The 17,096-nt window shown below is 49.1% G+C and carries 17 protein-coding genes and 1 riboswitch; of the genes, 2 read left to right on the top strand and 15 right to left on the bottom strand.

From position 1 onward, the window contains the following. Positions 1 to 278: 278 nt before the first annotated feature. A complete protein-coding gene (locus FC61_RS07655) occupies positions 279 to 1,730 on the bottom strand; it encodes a hypothetical protein (RefSeq protein WP_052471874.1) in 1,452 nt (483 codons plus the stop codon). Positions 1,731 to 2,253: 523 nt separating this feature from the next. Then, positions 2,254 to 3,471 (bottom strand): aminotransferase-like domain-containing protein, encoded by a 1,218-nt coding sequence (locus FC61_RS07650; RefSeq protein WP_035464925.1) that lies wholly within the window; start codon positions 3,469 to 3,471, stop codon positions 2,254 to 2,256. A 225-nt stretch (positions 3,472 to 3,696) separates the two neighbouring features. Here FC61_RS07650 and FC61_RS07645 point away from each other — a divergent pair, with 225 nt between their 5' ends. After that, positions 3,697 to 4,605, top strand: a complete 909-nt coding sequence (locus FC61_RS07645; RefSeq protein ID WP_021742356.1) for a LysR family transcriptional regulator — start codon at positions 3,697 to 3,699, stop codon at positions 4,603 to 4,605. A gap of 120 nt (positions 4,606 to 4,725) precedes the next feature. Here FC61_RS07645 and FC61_RS07640 read toward each other — a convergent pair whose 3' ends face one another. From FC61_RS07640 to FC61_RS07630, 3 genes are all read right to left on the bottom strand, one after another. Then, positions 4,726 to 4,962: a DUF2922 domain-containing protein gene (locus tag FC61_RS07640; RefSeq protein WP_011668868.1), complete on the bottom strand. Its 237-nt coding sequence runs from the start codon at positions 4,960 to 4,962 to the stop codon at positions 4,726 to 4,728. A gap of 20 nt (positions 4,963 to 4,982) precedes the next feature. Next, the gene (locus tag FC61_RS07635) at positions 4,983 to 5,177 is read right to left on the bottom strand and encodes a hypothetical protein (RefSeq protein ID WP_021742357.1); all 195 of its coding nucleotides are present in this window, start codon (positions 5,175 to 5,177) and stop codon (positions 4,983 to 4,985) included. A gap of 104 nt (positions 5,178 to 5,281) precedes the next feature. After that, a complete protein-coding gene (locus FC61_RS07630) occupies positions 5,282 to 5,836 on the bottom strand; it encodes a hypothetical protein (protein WP_021742358.1) in 555 nt (184 codons plus the stop codon). Between the two features lie 315 nt (positions 5,837 to 6,151). On the opposite strand from FC61_RS07630, the gene FC61_RS07625 reads away from it, so the two are divergent. Next, the gene (locus tag FC61_RS07625) at positions 6,152 to 7,258 is read left to right on the top strand and encodes a hypothetical protein (RefSeq protein ID WP_021742360.1); all 1,107 of its coding nucleotides are present in this window, start codon (positions 6,152 to 6,154) and stop codon (positions 7,256 to 7,258) included. Between the two features lie 227 nt (positions 7,259 to 7,485). On the opposite strand, the gene FC61_RS07620 is transcribed toward FC61_RS07625, so the two are convergent. The 10 genes from FC61_RS07620 to FC61_RS07570 all read right to left on the bottom strand — a co-directional run bounded on the left by FC61_RS07620 (position 7,486) and on the right by FC61_RS07570 (position 16,896). Beyond that, entirely contained in the window at positions 7,486 to 7,869 is a 384-nt protein-coding gene (locus FC61_RS07620; protein ID WP_042516708.1) for a hypothetical protein, read from the bottom strand. Positions 7,870 to 7,882: 13 nt separating this feature from the next. Next, positions 7,883 to 8,191, bottom strand: a complete 309-nt coding sequence (locus tag FC61_RS07615) for a hypothetical protein (RefSeq protein ID WP_021740874.1) — start codon at positions 8,189 to 8,191, stop codon at positions 7,883 to 7,885. Continuing rightward, the gene (locus FC61_RS07610; RefSeq protein WP_021740875.1) at positions 8,184 to 9,482 is read right to left on the bottom strand and encodes a Y-family DNA polymerase; all 1,299 of its coding nucleotides are present in this window, start codon (positions 9,480 to 9,482) and stop codon (positions 8,184 to 8,186) included. The genes FC61_RS07615 and FC61_RS07610 overlap by 8 nt, the downstream gene beginning before the upstream one ends. A gap of 483 nt (positions 9,483 to 9,965) precedes the next feature. Further along, entirely contained in the window at positions 9,966 to 11,891 is a 1,926-nt protein-coding gene (locus FC61_RS07600) for an ABC transporter ATP-binding protein/permease (RefSeq protein ID WP_021740876.1), read from the bottom strand. A gap of 76 nt (positions 11,892 to 11,967) precedes the next feature. Continuing rightward, positions 11,968 to 12,621 carry a thiamine phosphate synthase gene (gene thiE, locus FC61_RS07595; RefSeq protein ID WP_042516707.1) on the bottom strand — a complete coding sequence of 218 codons (654 nt, stop codon included), beginning with the start codon at positions 12,619 to 12,621 and terminating at the stop codon, positions 11,968 to 11,970. Next, positions 12,621 to 13,436, bottom strand: coding sequence for a bifunctional hydroxymethylpyrimidine kinase/phosphomethylpyrimidine kinase (gene thiD, locus FC61_RS07590; protein ID WP_021741672.1), 816 nt, complete (start codon positions 13,434 to 13,436; stop codon positions 12,621 to 12,623). The genes thiE and thiD overlap by 1 nt, the downstream gene beginning before the upstream one ends. 23 nt (positions 13,437 to 13,459) lie before the next feature. Next, positions 13,460 to 14,248 (bottom strand): hydroxyethylthiazole kinase, encoded by a 789-nt coding sequence (gene thiM / locus FC61_RS07585; RefSeq protein WP_011668876.1) that lies wholly within the window; start codon positions 14,246 to 14,248, stop codon positions 13,460 to 13,462. A 228-nt stretch (positions 14,249 to 14,476) separates the two neighbouring features. Further along, positions 14,477 to 14,582, bottom strand: a riboswitch (TPP riboswitch). Positions 14,583 to 14,629: 47 nt separating this feature from the next. Then, positions 14,630 to 15,466 carry an oxidoreductase gene (locus tag FC61_RS07580; protein WP_021741675.1) on the bottom strand — a complete coding sequence of 279 codons (837 nt, stop codon included), beginning with the start codon at positions 15,464 to 15,466 and terminating at the stop codon, positions 14,630 to 14,632. Positions 15,467 to 15,490: 24 nt separating this feature from the next. Continuing rightward, positions 15,491 to 16,249, bottom strand: a complete 759-nt coding sequence (locus tag FC61_RS07575) for an ABC transporter permease (RefSeq protein ID WP_021741676.1) — start codon at positions 16,247 to 16,249, stop codon at positions 15,491 to 15,493. After that, positions 16,246 to 16,896, bottom strand: a complete 651-nt coding sequence (locus tag FC61_RS07570; RefSeq protein WP_021741677.1) for an ABC transporter ATP-binding protein — start codon at positions 16,894 to 16,896, stop codon at positions 16,246 to 16,248. Before FC61_RS07570 ends, FC61_RS07575 begins: the two co-directional genes overlap by 4 nt. Positions 16,897 to 17,096: the final 200 nt, after the last annotated feature.

Raw genomic sequence — 17,096 nt, 5'->3', positions numbered from 1 at the left:
TAAGCGAAAAATCGAGATATTTTACATTATTGGATAAAGTCAAAATTGTATGAAATGATTATCCATTTAGAGATGCCGATTAAAACTTAGTTCTAAATTTAGACCGAAATAACTAATTATCGACCAAATCTTATTATTTATATCAAATCATTAATATCTCCGAGTATAAAGGCTTATTGGTAATAATATATAAAAAATCGATCTACATAATCCGAAGACTAATGTAGATCGATTCAATTTAAAACTACAAATTAACCATCATTTAAAGTAATAAATGATTACTTAGTTGTATCAGTTGGATTTGCAGTAGGAGTAGAACTTACAACACCATTAGCGATTGGGTTATCGGTATTGTTGTCATTGCTACCCGTTGCAGGAACAACCGTCTTCTTTGCAGTGTAGATAGCAGAGAATGGTGAACCATATTGGCCAGCAAAGGCTTGACTAGGTGTCAATACCCATTGATACGTAACAGAAGTGCTACCAGAGGTTTCAGTCCATGAAGGAGAAGTTAACTTCTTCATAGAAGCATTACCATTCAAGTAAGCAAGAGCTTCAGTAGCAGTGAAGGACTTACCTTCAACACCAGTGAAGAGCGTAGTAGCAGCTGGTTGGTTAATCAAGTTTTGAGCAGTAGCTGCATCAGCAACACCGTCTTTAGTTTGATCAGCAGTGGCTACTTTTACTTGGTTAATAGATGGCGTATCTGGATATTGAGCAAATACACTAACCGTAGATGGCTTTTGAGTACCTTCCGTTGCATAAATAGTCAAAGTAGAACCAGACTTCAAGTTAGCAACGCGGTTTAATGCATTAGTCCCATCAACCGTGTAACCAGTACCAGCTAAAGCATTCTTAACAGTAGCTGCAAAGCCATCAGCAAACTTAGTTGGAGTAGCAGTTGAGTCATAAACAGTGTTGTCAGCAGCGTTCGTGTTAGTAGCAGTCGTACCAACATTATAGTTGAAGGACTTCAAAGTTTCACCCTTCAAATTGTTGATATTAACCTTAACTTGGCTAGCTTCGTTGAAAGCATTCGTTTGAGTTAAGTTGCTCAAAAGAATCCAACCATCAGCCTTAGTGTCAGCGGTGTTTTGGTTAACGACGTGTACCCAAGTGTCACCTTCACGAGTCCGAGTACCAACCTTGTCTACAGAGAACGTAGCGTCCTTGTAAGCAGTGGTGTCAGCAATCGTCTTACCAATCTTGTATTGAGTCCAAGCTGGTTGCTTGTAAGTCAAGCCGGCTTCAGTCTTACCAGGGTTAGCTAACTTGTAGTTACCACTCTTTTGGTCAGCAGTCAAAGTGCCTTCCTTGAAAGTGTCGTAAGAAGTTAAACCACCAGCAAAGGCAGTATCACTCTTACCACCGTAAACCCATCCACGGTATGCCTTGTTGTAAGAAACAACCTTGTAGTAGATAGAACCACGGTTGGTCTTAGCAACACGGTAAGCACGGAAGTTTTCACGTGAAGTCGTTGACTTGTTAAGGTTCTTAGCAGTAGTCGTGGTAGCAACTACCTTAGCACCCTTAACAGTACCTGGCTTTGAGTAAATAGCGTTAGTACCAGTCAAATTAACGTTACGCTTAGTAGCGTCAGTGGTTAACACCTTGTCAGATGTAACCTTAGCAGCAGATTTAGCTGAAGCAGTCGTTGAAACTGCAGCAACTGAGGCAAAGCTTAAAGCAGCTAAGCCCAAGTAAAGAGATTTCTTTAAACTTGATTGCATAATCTTTCTTCCTCCAAACATAAAATATGTAATTTATCAAGCAAGAATAGTATAACCGAAGTTAGCGCTTTTGTTAAGAAATTTATTCGATAACATCAGCGGACCCGATCAGCTATCCCCTAACTACGAAGATAAGTATAGCGATTTCCTTAAGGAGATACAAGGATTACGCTTTGATTGTCGTTGGATTGAAACAATTATGGGTGTCCTGTAATGTTATTGTTACATAACTAAAACGCCGCTAACCTGCTTAAAGCCTTTGTAATCGCTTATTCCTCAACGTTGGCAACCATTATTGACGATCAAATTTAAAGCGATGTTAAGGTAAGTAAGTTTACTTGCATTTATCTTCCGATGGGTCCATACTACAGGCATCAAATGAAAGGGGGTGATGCTTTTTGGCAACTGGAAATAGTTACCTTAAAGTGATCGCTTCCGCGGAGAACGGAAACGATTAACTTCTTTAAGGTAAAGGCCGGCGAAATGTTCTCGCCGGCCTTTTTGTTTGCCCTTTTCTTCTATATTATGCTTCTGGTACTGGCTGGGCCCGTTTAATCGCCGTCTCTAGCACCTGTCCCAGTCGGCGCATCCCCGCATCAATCTGTGCCGGGGTCACGCCACTATAACTCAGGCGCAAGCCATTATGCACATCGTGTTGCGGATAGAAGTTGGCCGAGGGAATATACGTCACGTGGGCTTGTGGTGCCGCAATATTAGCTAAAACCGCAGTCGTATCGACACCCTGCGGTAACGTCACCCAATAATAGAAGCCACCGGTCGGGTGCGTCACGGTCACAACATCCGGTACATACTTCTGAATCGCTGCCATCATGGCATCATGCTGCTCATGATAGTGGTTTTTCAGCTCCACCATGTGCGCATCTAAATCATTTTCCTTCATATAATTAGCTAAGGCTTCCTGGACGACACTTGCCGCGCCCAGATTACTAGCCAATAACATCTTCTGAATTCCCGCCAACAGATCACCATCTGCCACTAACCAGCCCACGCGAAGGCCGGGCACCAACATTTTCGAAAAGCTGGAGAGAAAAACGACCCGCCCCTGAGTATCAAAGTGCTTGATTGTCGGCAGTGGCGTCCCCGTATAGCCCAGATCCCGGTACGGCGAATCTTCCAGAATTACGAAATCATATTGATTGGCTAACGCCACTAAGCGTTGCCGCTTAGCCACACTCATCGTCACCCCAGTCGGATTCTGGTAGTCTGGCACCGTGTATAACAGCTTCGTTTCCGGATATTGCTTGAGCGTGGCCTCTAACTGTTCGAGATCCACGCCATCCGCCTGCAATGGTACCGTATGGTAAGTGGGTTCGCACAGGTCAAATGCGCCCAGCGCGCCGAAGTAGCAGGGTCCTTCCACGATAACATCATCGCCGGGGTTCAAGACCGTCTTAGCGATGACTTCTAATCCCTGTTGACCACCAACCGTCAAGACGACATTATCCTGCGTGGCTGATACCCCACCGGTGCGGGCAATCCGCGCCGCCAATTGTGCTCGAAGTTCCGGATTGCCTAGAACATCATGGTACTGGAAGAGATGCTGTCCGCCCTGATTCAGCGCCTGATCAATTGCCCGTTTCATAGCCACCGTTGGAAAATACCGTTCGTTAGGTTGTCCGGCTGCAAATGAGACGGCATCTGCGCTCAGGTTAGCCGGATACAAGCCACTCATCGCTGACGGTACCGCCAAATTCACCCGTTTCGCTAATCGAATCGTCATGTGATCACACCTTTCATTGTCCCATTCCATCCCCAGTTAACGCCCCAGCGACCACCGTCACTGGTTTTTTTCGGTTATAGCATAACTGATTCAGCACCCTAACCCAACTAAACGCCAATTCTTTTCGGCTGTTGCGCCAAATTTATGCTAAACTAAGAGCACTTATTTCTATTCAATCAGATTCCATCAAGTTGAATCTCATTCATCTTTCGGAGGTGCCCACTCATGTTACCTTTTGCCTACCGCGTCTTTCAGGCCATCGTTCAAGAACAAACCTTCTATCGGGCGGCGCAGACACTTAATGTCACCCCGTCAGCCATTAGCCATTCCGTCAATCAGTTAGAAAAGGAGCTGGGATTTCCCCTCTTTATTCGTAACCGAACCGGCGTTGAGCTAACCCCCGACGGTCAAAGTATTCTCCCCTTGATTCAGGGCGTAATTAACGCCGAAGATCGGCTCCAACAGGCTGCTGCCAATATCAACGGGTTGAATGCCGGTTCCGTACGGTTGGGCGCCTTTTCTTCCGTCTGCATCACTTGGCTCCCACCCATCATTCAGCAGTTCAAACAAACTTACCCACAAATTGATATCAACTTGGTTCAAGCCGGGTTCAGCGACATTGCCGCTGCCGTTAAGACCGGACGCCTGGACCTCGGACTCTCCGCCCTCCCCGTGGCTGAAAAGCTAACCGTGTTGCCGCTGGTTAAGGATGAAATCTACTGCATCACGCCCCGCGACTTTATCCCAGCCAACCGCACGACGGTCACGGCCGCCGATCTGGTCGACCAGAATTTTATTCTGCAACGCGGCGACTACGATAAGGACACGAAGGCAGCTCTCGACCATTACCAGATTCGGCCCAACGCGTTACGCTTCTCGATTGACGACCAATCCATCTTAGCCATGGTCGAGGCCGGCATGGGCATGGGCATTCTCCCAGAGCTGGCACTAGAACGTCTGTCGGGGAACGTGAACGTCTATCCATTTGACACACGCTTCTACCGCACCATCTGCCTTGTCGTGAACTCCGAACAGGCCAAAGCGCCCTCAACTGCCAAGATGATTGCGGCGATTACGGACTACGTGACCACAACTTATCCGGATAAAGTCCTAGAACATCCCCACATTAACTAATGCCACCCAAAAATCGGTACTCGCAGCTTTAATCCGCTGCCAGTATCGATTTTTTTATCAGTTACGCGTTACTTGATGCTGCTTAGCCGTTCTTTACTCGTTGCGTTAAGTCCCAAACGGTTAAGCGGTTGGTGCGGTGTCAACGGCCATCAAGGTCGTCTTCGTGGTCTCAACCATATCAGCCCGTAGTGGATCGGCGTACAAATTAACCCCATCCTTTACGAACAACTTGGCTTTAGCCATCTGGTTCATCACTGCCGTCACATCATCTGCCGTAAGTTCCGTGTTCACGTACTTCAACCGTAAATGTTTAACCCGCATATCGGAGCCTTTAAAGCTTAATTCCAGTGTCTTCATTCAATCCCATCCTTTCTGAATTAGGCAACAGCATTTTGGGTAGCGACCAGCGCGGTGCGGAATGGTAACCCCGTCAGCCCCGCCAGATACCCGCCGAAGGCCTTGACTTGCTTTGCATCCGGTGTCGCAATCGCGTGTTGTAACGTGATTTTGGCCGGCTGGTCGTCGGTGCCGAGGATAAATGTGATGGTGGTCTTCTGCCAGTTGGTTTGCATGGTGAAACTCCTCTCGTGGGTCGTTAGTAGTAAGTGATTGGCCAACCCTTACACTCTTACTAACGAAATTCCGCCGGAAAAAGTCGCACGATTTGCCAATATTTTTAAAATTTATCTGGTGGCGTCAAAGCCTGTACCAGTCGTCGCACTACCGAACGGCGCCAGCGAAAGACCGTGGCTCGGTTCACCGCGTGGCGTTCGGCAATCTCATCGGGGGATAATTGGTCAATCATGGTGCCAACCAGATAACGCCATTCTCCCGTGCTACCCGCACCCCCAATGACTTTTAACAGATATTCCCGAAAATCGGCTTGACCGATAGCCTCTAAAATATCCTCGTCACTGGCCACGGTCGTTAGCAATTCCCCCTGATCGCCCACAGCTTGACGGTCTTGCAGGCGTAATTCACGACGCAAGCGGTCCAGTAAGGCCCAATAGAGTTTCTGCTGGGCGTAGGCCAAAAAGTGGTGCGGCTTGGCTTCCGGGTCCTCGGGGAAAGCGGCATAGATCTCTGGGAACAGGAGGCGGGCCTCCTGTAAATAATCCTCATAATCCGCATGATTACGGCCAATATGCAGGCGTTTTAACGCCGCATATAGAATTGTTTCGTGGTCTCCTTGATACAAAAAGCGGTAGGCGGCTGCCTGAGTCGTCTCCAATATGGCTCATCCTTTCGTTGCGTGATGATCCATGGCCATGGAACAATCCCCACTTTACCGGAAGGTTGCCCGTGCGCCTAATGCGGTTTTTTTCGGTAAACGGGCGGTTTTTTATGGCTTTTTTCCGGTAGATTACCCCCAAAATACCCCGCTACGGCGCCCGGTCCCCCAATTACCATAGATGCTAAATTATCCAAAATGTGCGGTATTTTACGCTTAAACTGTTTATTTTTTTGATGTTTTCGATTACATATTAAGTGATTTGTGCTATAAATAGATATGTTATGACAGTTTACTTACTGGAGGAGAACACACATGATCCAAACACGACATTGGTTACTCGCAGCGACAATCGCTGCTTTATTAGTGGGGGGCTCGGCTTTAAGTGCCCACGCCAAGACCACCACTCAACACGGTAACGCCTTAGCGACCTACAACGTCAAAAAGTATAAAACCGTGAAGAACCAGAACTTATTCGTTAAGCGCTACGCCTTTCAACAAAGCTACACCAATATTTTCCAGACCAGTCCAACCCAAATCAGTAGCACTAAGGGCAAGGCCGTTACTTTTAAGTCCAACGTCTTCTTACCCGTAACTTATCAGCGGTCAGCTGACTGGGGCAACCCCCAAAGTGAAGTGCTGACCCCCAACGGCAACACACTCTACGAACTCATCACGACTAGCAGTCAGAGTACAACCGGCCGTATTATTCGCTACAATCTAGGGGCCCTGCGTCACTTTGGCATTACCAGCACGCATATGGATGCCCTACGGCGTGCAACTTACGACCATTCCGTTGGCAAGTTAACCGCAACGGACAAAGCCATCTTAAAGAATGTGACTGTTGGCCCACTCTTCAATACCGGCCACGGTCAATCCCTCGCTCGCAATCCTAAGAATGGCCAATTGTGGTTCATCGGTAAGCCAGGCGCCGTGAAGTCTAACGTGCAACAGGTATCAACCAAGACGTTGAAACCAAGCACCAAGGTCAATTTCACCCTGAAAAATACGGTACCGATGGGGTCTAATCTGACCTTTGATAAGCACGGAAAAGCCTACTTCTTCACCTACTCAAACGGTGGCTGGGCACCTAAGGGCGCGGTTAAGATTTACCAAGGGACCATCAGCACCAAGTCCGTTCATTTTCATTTAATCATGCAGGGCTTGCGGTACGCACCGGGAACCAAGCCGCAATCAATGGCATACAACGCCAAGCGGAACCGACTTTACTTTGTCTCCGATAGCAGTCTTGCTTCCATTCCCGTCAGCAAACTGGGCAAGCTCAAAGCTAGCCAAGTTGAAGGGACGAACCTGAACGGCCATCGTGAATTTGAAGGCTTACAATTCACGAGCAACGGTTCCGGCTACCTTCTGGTCAACAAAGGGGCCGAGTTAATGCAGACGACACATGCCACTTTCTAACGTATAATAAAGGCGAACATCTCCGGTGAGTGGTCCAGCGGAGATGTTCGCCTTTTTAATTGCGCTAATTCCTTAAAATAAAACCGGTCAGGCGGCCTAAACAAACGCCGGTGACCATGTTATACTGGCCCCGAGGCGGGCTTGATCCCGCCTGAGTCACAACCATAACTCAATCTCTGATGACGGCGTTCATGACACAACTGCAGTGTGATGAACGCCGTTTGTGTTTACTGAGCCGCCACAGTGACACAACGAATTGCCGTCAAGGCTAGTTGGCGATAGTTACCCGCGGGCAACTGCACCATAATCTGGTCATCCGCCACCCCGGCCACGACCCCGTCAAGCACGGTGACCGCTTGGTTAGCATCCACCACGTTGAGTTGAAAGTGCACGTGGTGATGTGTCCGCCAGGCCAACGCCAGCCGTTCACTAATTACCGCCACAGACTGACGAGGTTGCGGCGCTTCTTGCTGTTCAGCAGCGTGCATTTTACGCAACGCACTCGTGTGATCCGATAAGTAAAACCCGCCCCACTTCAACATTCCCCGATCTTGATAATCCCGTTGAAAGAATTGCGTCGCCAGCCGGTCATCCGGTTCCTTTTTTAACATACCATCCACATCCTTAGCGAATCCAGCGTTGACTGATCGGCCACCGGACGTGACCAAAATTCACAAAATTTAAGGTCAGCGCCGTTTCTTGTCGAATGCCCCACACAACACGCTCTAATACCTCTAAGTCTTGCGTGGCTACAGTGTGGAGCGGGATTGAACGCTCCCGATGATGTGTTCGGCGAATGTCCAAGAAGAAATTAATCGCCGCGCCATAGGGATTGTTAACGACGTCAATCCGATACTGGCAATGCCACTGAGCCGTAAATAAGGGCGCCAGTCGGGTCAAGATAAGCTTGGTTTCGGCCTGTTCATCAATCATAGCTATTCCCCCCATTATGCCCGCCTACCAGTGCGGCGCGACTCAACATCGTGCCACCCGGTAGCAAGCTACTAGCCGGAATGACGGCCGTCTTGCCAAATCGATCACGTAAGTCATCAATGAGGCGGTCGAACCGATCATCTTTAAGCTGGCGCTGCGGATTTTGAAATAAGTCCAATTGAACGTGACCACTGGCACTCAAACGTGATAGCCCCACGGCCAGATTGCGGACGGCTTGGCCCGACCAATGCTCACGAAATAACGTCACCAATTCCCGGATAATGGTTTGGGCGTTATCGGTCGGCTCAATCCGGCGCGTATGGTGCAGACCACTGCGCCCGTCATCGGCTTTGCCATCCCAAGCAAAACCCACGGACAGACTGACACAGGCGGTCTGCTGATGGTGATGCCGCATCCGAGCAATCACCTGTTGGGCAATTTCACGTAGGACCAATTCAATAGCACGCTGTTGATGGTAGTCTCGTGGTAGAACCTGCGAGTTACTCCAGCTCTTTTCTTTTGCTGGGCGGATCTGCGTTAACTGACTGCGGTCAATGCCCCAGGCCAAGGCGAAGAGTTGCCCACCAATAACCCCCATCTCCTGTTGCAATGCATAGGGGTTAACGTGCGCCAGATCTCCCATGCTGTGAATGCCCAGTCGATTAAGATGGGCGGCCGTGCGGTGACCAATGCTCCACACCTTGGTCAGGTCCGTTATCGGCCAAATGTGTTCGGGAAAATCAGCATAGGTTAACCGACCAATCAGCTCGTGGTCGTGCTTGGCTTGTAGGTCCAAGGCTAACTTGGCCTGCGTCGGATTTTCTCCGATCCCCACCGTGGTGTATAACCCCAATTCGTGGCGAATTCGTACCTGAATCTGGCGGGCCACGGCCTCCGGTGTTTCCCCAAACAAGCGCCACGATTTGGTCATATCGAGGATTGATTCATCGATGGAATAGGGAAATAGGTCAGCATCAGCAACGTAATCTCTGAAAATACGATTAATCAGCAGATTCTTACGAATGTACAAATTCATTCGCGGTGGTACAACTAAAATACGGGGGTCTCGTGGCACTTCATACTGGCGCGAAACGTTGCTAATCCCAAATAACTTCTTCGCCATTGGCGAGGCGGCCAGCACCAGACCACTACCGGTGTTGTCGGCCTCGGACATGACGACGATGACGGACTCCAACGGATTTAACCCGCGTTCCACACTCTCAACGCTGGCATAGAAAGATTTATTATCGATCATAAAAAATAAACCGTGCGGCTCCTGCGAATAATCCATGGCGTAACCCCCTTTTTAGTGGTTGCACTTATTATACGAACATAAGTTCGTTTTTGCAAGTGTTCATCAGCTAATACTTGATATTTAAATAGCGCCCGATCCAACTATTAGCAGTTATATCGGCTAAATGTTTTTAGGAAGAATCAGCTTATTGGTTAAACTATTAGCCGCCGTGTTAACCACTGGTCAAATTTGCTTCAATCGTTACTTTTTTGTAATAGCTTTTATTCCGCGAACATGTTAGAATGAACTTGTGAAGTTAGCCCTAGTCAACTAACTTCCTCAACTTAAAAGCAGGACCCAGATGTGCCGCACTTAAACACGGCCGTGGGTCCTGTTTTCTATTACTCGAAATCACGTTACACGTATGCCTATTTGTTACAAGTAGTTTATTGCCAGTGATAAATAGTTCATAGCTCATGATTATTTCAAATAAAAGAGGCGTCATCCCGCACATAGCTCGGAATGACGCCTCCTTTCTGTTTATTCGTAGGCCAATGATTCAATTGGATCAAGTTTAGAAGCTTGCCCAGCCGGAGCTAAAGCAGCTAATAAACTGATGATAATCGCCACAACAATCCCGAAGATCATATAATTACTGGTGATCTCAATGATGCTGTAGCCGATGTACTTCGTCGCCACGTTATTGGCGAAATATGCGACCAGTTCCGTGAAGATCAGGGCTAGCACACTGGAGAATAAGCCCAAGAAAAAGGCTTCCGACAAGAATAATCGACGAATGTCTTTCCGGCGAACCCCCAATGCTCGGAGAATCCCAATTTCTTTGGTCCGCTCTGAAACACTGATGTATAACACGACAATAATCATAATCGCGGAAACCAGCAGTGAAATGCCGGCAATCGCCGCCAACACGTAAAAGGCTAGCTGGATATAGGTGTTCAACGTTGAAACCAACGCGCCCGCTCCGGTCAATTGATACTGCTTCTTACCGTTGCTTGCTTTGAGTGTCTTGATTTTGTCCTGAACACTCGTCACATTCTGGAGGTTATCAATAACCACTGTCGCAAAGTTGGCATGGAAGGTTAACTTCTTAGCCGCATACAATTGCCGAACCGTGGTCAAATTGGTTTGCACCTGTCCGGCGCTACCATCAGAAACCCCACTCACCTTTAGTGATTTAGTCATCACAACGGGTAAATGCTGCTTGTTCATCCCCGTAATCGAAATCTTTACTAACTTGCCGATTAATCGGTACGGGTGTTTTTTGTTGAATTTCTGCGCAAAGTCTTTCCCTAAAACGACTTCGCCAGTCGCTGGTTGTTGCCCTTTTTTGATGCTCTTAGCCAGCATCTGGTCGGTCGTGGTCTGCATCACCTGAGCCGTCGCACTAGCGTTGCCCCGTTGCACTTGCACATTACTACCATAGTAGCCGAGCTGAACTTTTTTGACGTGACTCAGCTTCTGCAGGCGACCGAGATCACTCTGCGTCACCGCGAGCTTCTTGGGGTCCTGACTATCCGTATTCTGGGCGACTTGAACCGCCGTGGGTTTAATTTGCGAATAGATTTCGTGGTTCATATAGCCTTTGACCCCACGACCTAAGCCCAACATCAAAATAACACTAAAAATCCCAATCGAGGCGCCAAAGATAATTAACAAATTTCGTTTTAAATTATAGCGCATATGCTTCAACGCCATCTTAACCATCGCCGTAAAGCTCAGGTGCTTGGCTGGTAACGCCGCGTGCTCTTTCACCGGGAACGGGTCCTTTAACCGCGTATCATGGTCAATCACCCCATCGGCCATGTGAACGATCCGAGTACCGTGATCCGCCACTTCTTGGGAGTGGGTCACACAGATGACTAACTTGCCATCCGCCGCAATCTGATCCATCAAGGTCAAAATTTCTTGCGTGTTTTGGGAATCCAAAGCCCCCGTTGGTTCATCAGCAATGATGATATCTGGGTCTGAGGCTAAGGCTCTAGCGATCGCCACCCGCTGCTTTTGCCCACCGGACAACTGATTGGGGTGCTTGTGGATATGTTCCTTTAACCCCACCCGGTCCAGCAATTGCACCGCGCGTTCACGCTGTTCCTTGCGACTGAGGCCCGTCATCTGTAAAGATACCAACACGTTATCCAAAATACTCAAGTGACTAATCAAATTGAAATTTTGAAAAACAAAGCCAATCGTTTGTCGCCGATAAGCGTCTAACTGCTTAGCCGAGATGTCCCGAACGGAACGCCCATTGAGTAAGACGTCCCCCTCATACTGGGCATCTAACCCCCCGATGATATTCATCAGGGTGGTCTTCCCCCCACCAGACTCACCTAAAATCGACACAAACTCGCCGCGTTCAAACTGTAAATCAATCCCCTTTAAAACTGGGAACGCGACTTTATTCATATAATAGGACTTATGAATGTCCTTTAACTCCAAAAAGCTCATTGGCTTCCTCCCCTTTGCGGATATACTCGAAGCATACCCCTTTTAAGGTCGGCCGACAATCACTTTAGCGATTAAATTATTTACTGAAGGCTTGACGCATCGCCGCCGTATCAGCACCAACATTGTGACTGTGCGTCAGTAAGGTAATCACGGCCACACCGGCGGCACCCGTTTCCGCAATGGCCGGTAAAGAATCGACCGTAACCCCGCCGATGGCGACTACGGGGACCCGGGACTGGGCCACCAACTTTTGCAGGCCGGCAGTCCCCACCACTGGATCGGCATCAGCTTTAGAGGTGGTTGGAAAAATCGGGCCGCTACCAAGGTAGTCAATGCCAGCAATCGCATTAGCCGCAGTAACTTCAGCCATCGTCGAACACGACAGCCCAACGAAAATATTGCGGCCAGCAACCGCCTGAATGACCTGCTGAATCCGTTGGTCGCTTTGCCCGACGTGAATCCCATCGGCATCAAGTGCTAAAGCGAGGTCAACGTCATCATCTACGATAAAGGGCACGTTGGCCGCACGACACTGTGCCCGTAAATCCCGGCCCAAAGCTAAGCGTTGTTCCGGCGTCAAGGTACTCGTCGCCTTATCCCGGAATTGAAAGGCAGTAATTCCAGCTGCCAACATTTTCGCTAGGACATCTCGCAAATCCTGCCCCGGAACATCTTGACTCCCCGCTACAAAGTAGGCCCGTAACAGACCTGGTTCAAACGTTACTGACATTATTCCGCGCCTCCTTGATTATAAGCCCAGTGATTCAGTGGTCCGTGACCGTTGCCCACCGCAATTGGATTGGCAATCGCTGCGGTCACGAAGTCTTTAGCCATGCGGATCGCCGTTTCAAAGTCTTCGCCCTTAGCCAGCGCTGCGGTAATGCAAGATGACAGTGTATCACCTGTCCCGTGTGTGCGCACGGTATCCATCCGCGTAGCCGATAACCAAAATGAACGGCCGTCTGCCAGTAAGACAAAGTCACTCGCTTGATCGGGCGTTGCTTCATGACCACCCTTAATCACAACATTCTTAGCGCCGAGATCTTGTAAGGCCACGGCCGCTGCTTCCATCCCCCGATTATCGGTAATTGTTAGCCCCGTCAGTCGTTCCGCTTCTGGTAAATTGGGCGTCAACACATCCGCCAATGGCACCAGTTCATCACGTACGGTCGTCACCGCGTCATCAGCCAGCAGAGCCGCGCCACCTTTAGCAATCATCACGGGATCGACCGTCAATAAACCAAAATCATACTTCTTGAGGTTTTTCACGACGCCATGAACGTGTGCCGCATCAGCCAGCATCCCGGTTTTGCACGCTCGAATTTTTAAATCGGCCGCTAACGACGCAAATTGTTCATCAATTAATTTTTGTGGCAGGGCCATAAAGTCCTGCACCCCGAGTGTGTTTTGTGCAGTTACGGCGACAACGACCGCCGCACCGAAGACTTGACACTCCTGCATGGTTTTGAGATCCGCCATGATACCGGCGCCACCGCCACTATCAGTCCCGGCGATGGTTAACGTTTGTGGAAATTCATTTGCCATAATGCTACTTCCCTTCCAAGAGATTATTCATAAGCCGCAACGGCTTCAATTTGAGCCACCGTTGTGGATTGTAAAGCATCTAATAAATGCACCGTGAAGCTGCCCGCACCAACGTCAGGCACCGTTTGTACGACCCGTTGACCAATCGCCGCAAAGACCAAGCAAGCCGTTTGCGCCGCTTCAAAAGTGTCCGGTGTCACGGCACAGAAAGCCGCCACAATGCTCGACAGCATATCACCAGACCCCACGTGTACTTGGAACAATGGCGTGCCATTCAGGACCTTCACCACCCGCGTGCCATCGGTAATAATATCCGTTGGCCCCGATAAAATCACGACGCAATCCAGCTTCTGGGCACAGGCTTGGGCAATCGCCACAAGATCTCCCGCACCTTCCCCGGCATCGATCCCTTTAGCTTGCCATGAAATATCGGCTAGCGCCGCAATTTCCCCAGCGTTTCCCCGGATGACATCGGGATGGAAATCCGCCAAAAGCCCCGTGGCCACTTGCTTACGATACTGCACGGCCCCAACTGCAACGGGATCGATCACTAGCGGCTTATGCTGGGCGTTAGCTTGTTGACCGACCGTCCGAATTTGTTGAATCTGAGCTTGCGTAAATGCTCCCAGGTTCAAGCACACGCCACCAGCCAAGCCCACCATTTCACCGGCTTCGGCTGGTTCTTCGGACATAATCGGCGACGCCCCTAACGCATTAAGGCCGTTCGCCACATCCTGCACCGTGACAAAGTTGGAGATGTTAAAGACAATTGGGTTCTGGGTCCGTAGGTCATCAAGTAAAGCTAATTTCATGGTAAGGTCCTCCCCTTTTCTTTGCGAGCATCTGCGTCACCAAACACTTGGACTGTACCAGCAAAATGAGCCGGATAATCTGCCAGTCAGGTGATTTATGACGGCCCCGGTTCCGCTGAATGACCCGCTAGTTAACGGGGCCAACACCACTTGACTTTATTCGTTAGGCCATAAAAAAAGCCACCGGTGTACTCACAAAGAGAAACCGGTGGCCCGACTATGATTCATTTGGGTGCCACGACACGTTCCCTCCGCAAGTCTGAACTTGACAGGTTCTAAGGGATCATGGCGTTGCCATATCTCAGCCCATTTGTGGACACCCCTAGTGTTTTGGTTATTTTTAGTATAACAGTTTTTGCCGCAACGGCAATCAAACTTAGCTTAACGTTTAATTCGTTGCGTTGCTTCACCGATTAGCCACCACAACCGATCGATGGTCTTATCGGATAGGAAGCGCCGGGCGATGACTGCCTGACTACCAGCCCCCGCATGGTAACGAGTCTTGGGCCGCCGTGATAGTGCCGCTCGATCGACCAATCGCGCAATCACCTGTGGTTTACTAGAAAAGCGCTTGACCGCTTGTAAAATCGCAGCGGCCCGTTCGGCTGTTGGTTTATAGGGCCCCACCGCTGACGTTTCACGTAAATGGTTAGCCGCAATGTCAGCCCATTCTGACTGAATCGCCCCCGGTTCAATCACGACGGTGTCAATCCCTAAGGGGACTAATTCTAACCGCAAAGCATCGGATAGGCCTTCTAACGCGAATTTGGAAGCAACATACCAGCTAGCTAGCGGCTGCGCGATCTTTCCGTCCACAGAGGTAATGTTAATGATCCGACCGCTGTGTTGTTGCCGCATCACGGGGAGCACCGATTGAATCAACCGCGCCGCACCAAATAGGTTCACGTCAAACTGGGCCTGCGCTTGATCCATTGGCACATCTTCCAGGGCACCCATCAGACCATATCCGGCATTATTGACGAGAATATCCACCCGACCAGTCTCGCCAACAATCCGGTCAACAACATGCTCGACATTCGCCGGATCCGTTACGTCCAAGGCCAACGTGGTAATACCGAGGTCATCTAAGTCATTCATCCGGCTCACCCGTCGCGCACCGGCATATACCTGCACGCCATTGCGGTGCAGGCTCCGAGCAATCGCATTCCCAATCCCGGAAGAAGCTCCGGTTACCAACGCTACTTTTCGTTGTGTCATAGCACATTACCTCCTGAATTTTTCCTAATTAATCAACTGTTTGCGCTCATTGTAGAAGCCTTTGTAGGCCCAATAACACGCTAACACCGAGCCAATACTGGTGGCCGACATCAACATGAAGGTCACCATAATCTGGTACTTAATCGCCCGAACGGGGTCAACTCCGGCAAAAATCAGGCCCGACATCATCCCCGGTAGACTAACGATTCCCACCGTTTTGGCCGAATCAATTGTGGGTTGCATTCCCGTTTTAATACTGTCACGCAAAATATCTCGTGACGCGTCCTTTAGGTCTGCCCCCAACGCCAACTTCTCTAAAACGGCTTGCCGTTCTTGCTTGAATTGGGCGTTCAAGTTGCGATAGCACAGGCCAATCGCCACCATTGAGTTCGACGCAATCATCCCGGAGATGGGGATCATCTGCGCTGGAATGAACCGAATGGCCCCCGCCAACATAAGAACGCCTAATGTGACGCCCGTACTCAGAAAAATAGCCGCAATTGAAATCGGCAAGGCTCGCGGAATCCCGTTGCTACGTTGCTTGGCATTGTAGCCGGCATTAAAAATAATAATTAAAATTAAAATGAGCGTCAGCCACAGATTATTAACCCGAAAAACCGACTTCAGCAAATAGCCGACCACAAAGAGTTGAATGACGGCCCGGACAACCCCGATAATCATGTCACGATCAATGCCCAGCTTTTCCCTCCAACCAATGGCTAAGGCAATTACGACTAACCCGAGTGCTAACAACAAAGATTGATTATTCACTGCTAAGTTCATTGGACACCTCCGACAATCTGACCATTCTCAATCGTCACTAAGCGTTTAGCCGATTCAATTTCGCTTTGGTCGTGGGTGATAGCAATAATCGTTAAGTGGTCATCTTGGTTAAAATGCTGAATCATATTCCACACAAACGTTTTATTTTCGGCATCTAGCCCTGCCGTAACTTCATCTAAGATAAGTACTTCGGGATAAATCATCACATTTCGTAATAAAGCCACTCGTTGGCGCTGTCCACCAGATAAGTCGGTCACGTGTTTCGTTAGATCGGCCTCACCCAATCCCACATATTCCAGCGCGGTAATCGCCCGTTGTTGGTCAAACGGTTCTTGGCGAATCTGATACGGAAAGGCCAGGTTATCGGCCACCGTTTCGCCAAATAGTGTGGGCTGCTGAAAAGCATACGAGACCCGCCGTCGATAGGCGATGGGATCATAACTTTCAATCGACTGTCCCGCAAACTGTAGCTCACCGCTGGTCTTACTTAGTAACGATGCGATAATCCGGACCAGCGTGGACTTGCCACTACCTGATGGGCCGGCAATGGTCACCCATTCTTGTTTATCAATCTTGAGGTTTACGTCTTGCAAAATCGGGGTATCTCCAACGCGATACCCAACATGGTGAAGCTCTAGCAAGCTCACAACGACCCCTCCCTTAAATTAAACGATCCCTTTAATTGTACCGAACTCGCCAGTTTTTGCCTATGGAAGCGACTTCTAAAATACCAAAAATTGCCGAACTCCCGAATACCAGTAAAGTTTGGTATAATAGGCGACGGTATTGTGTCCCTCATGGCGTTAGTCAGCGGACACAACAGTCTTGTCTAAGAGATGTCATCAAG

Source organism: Levilactobacillus brevis ATCC 14869 = DSM 20054, from assembly GCF_001433855.1.
GTDB classification, from domain to species: Bacteria; Bacillota; Bacilli; order Lactobacillales; family Lactobacillaceae; genus Levilactobacillus; species Levilactobacillus brevis.
This window is presented reverse-complemented; position numbering and strand designations above follow the sequence as displayed.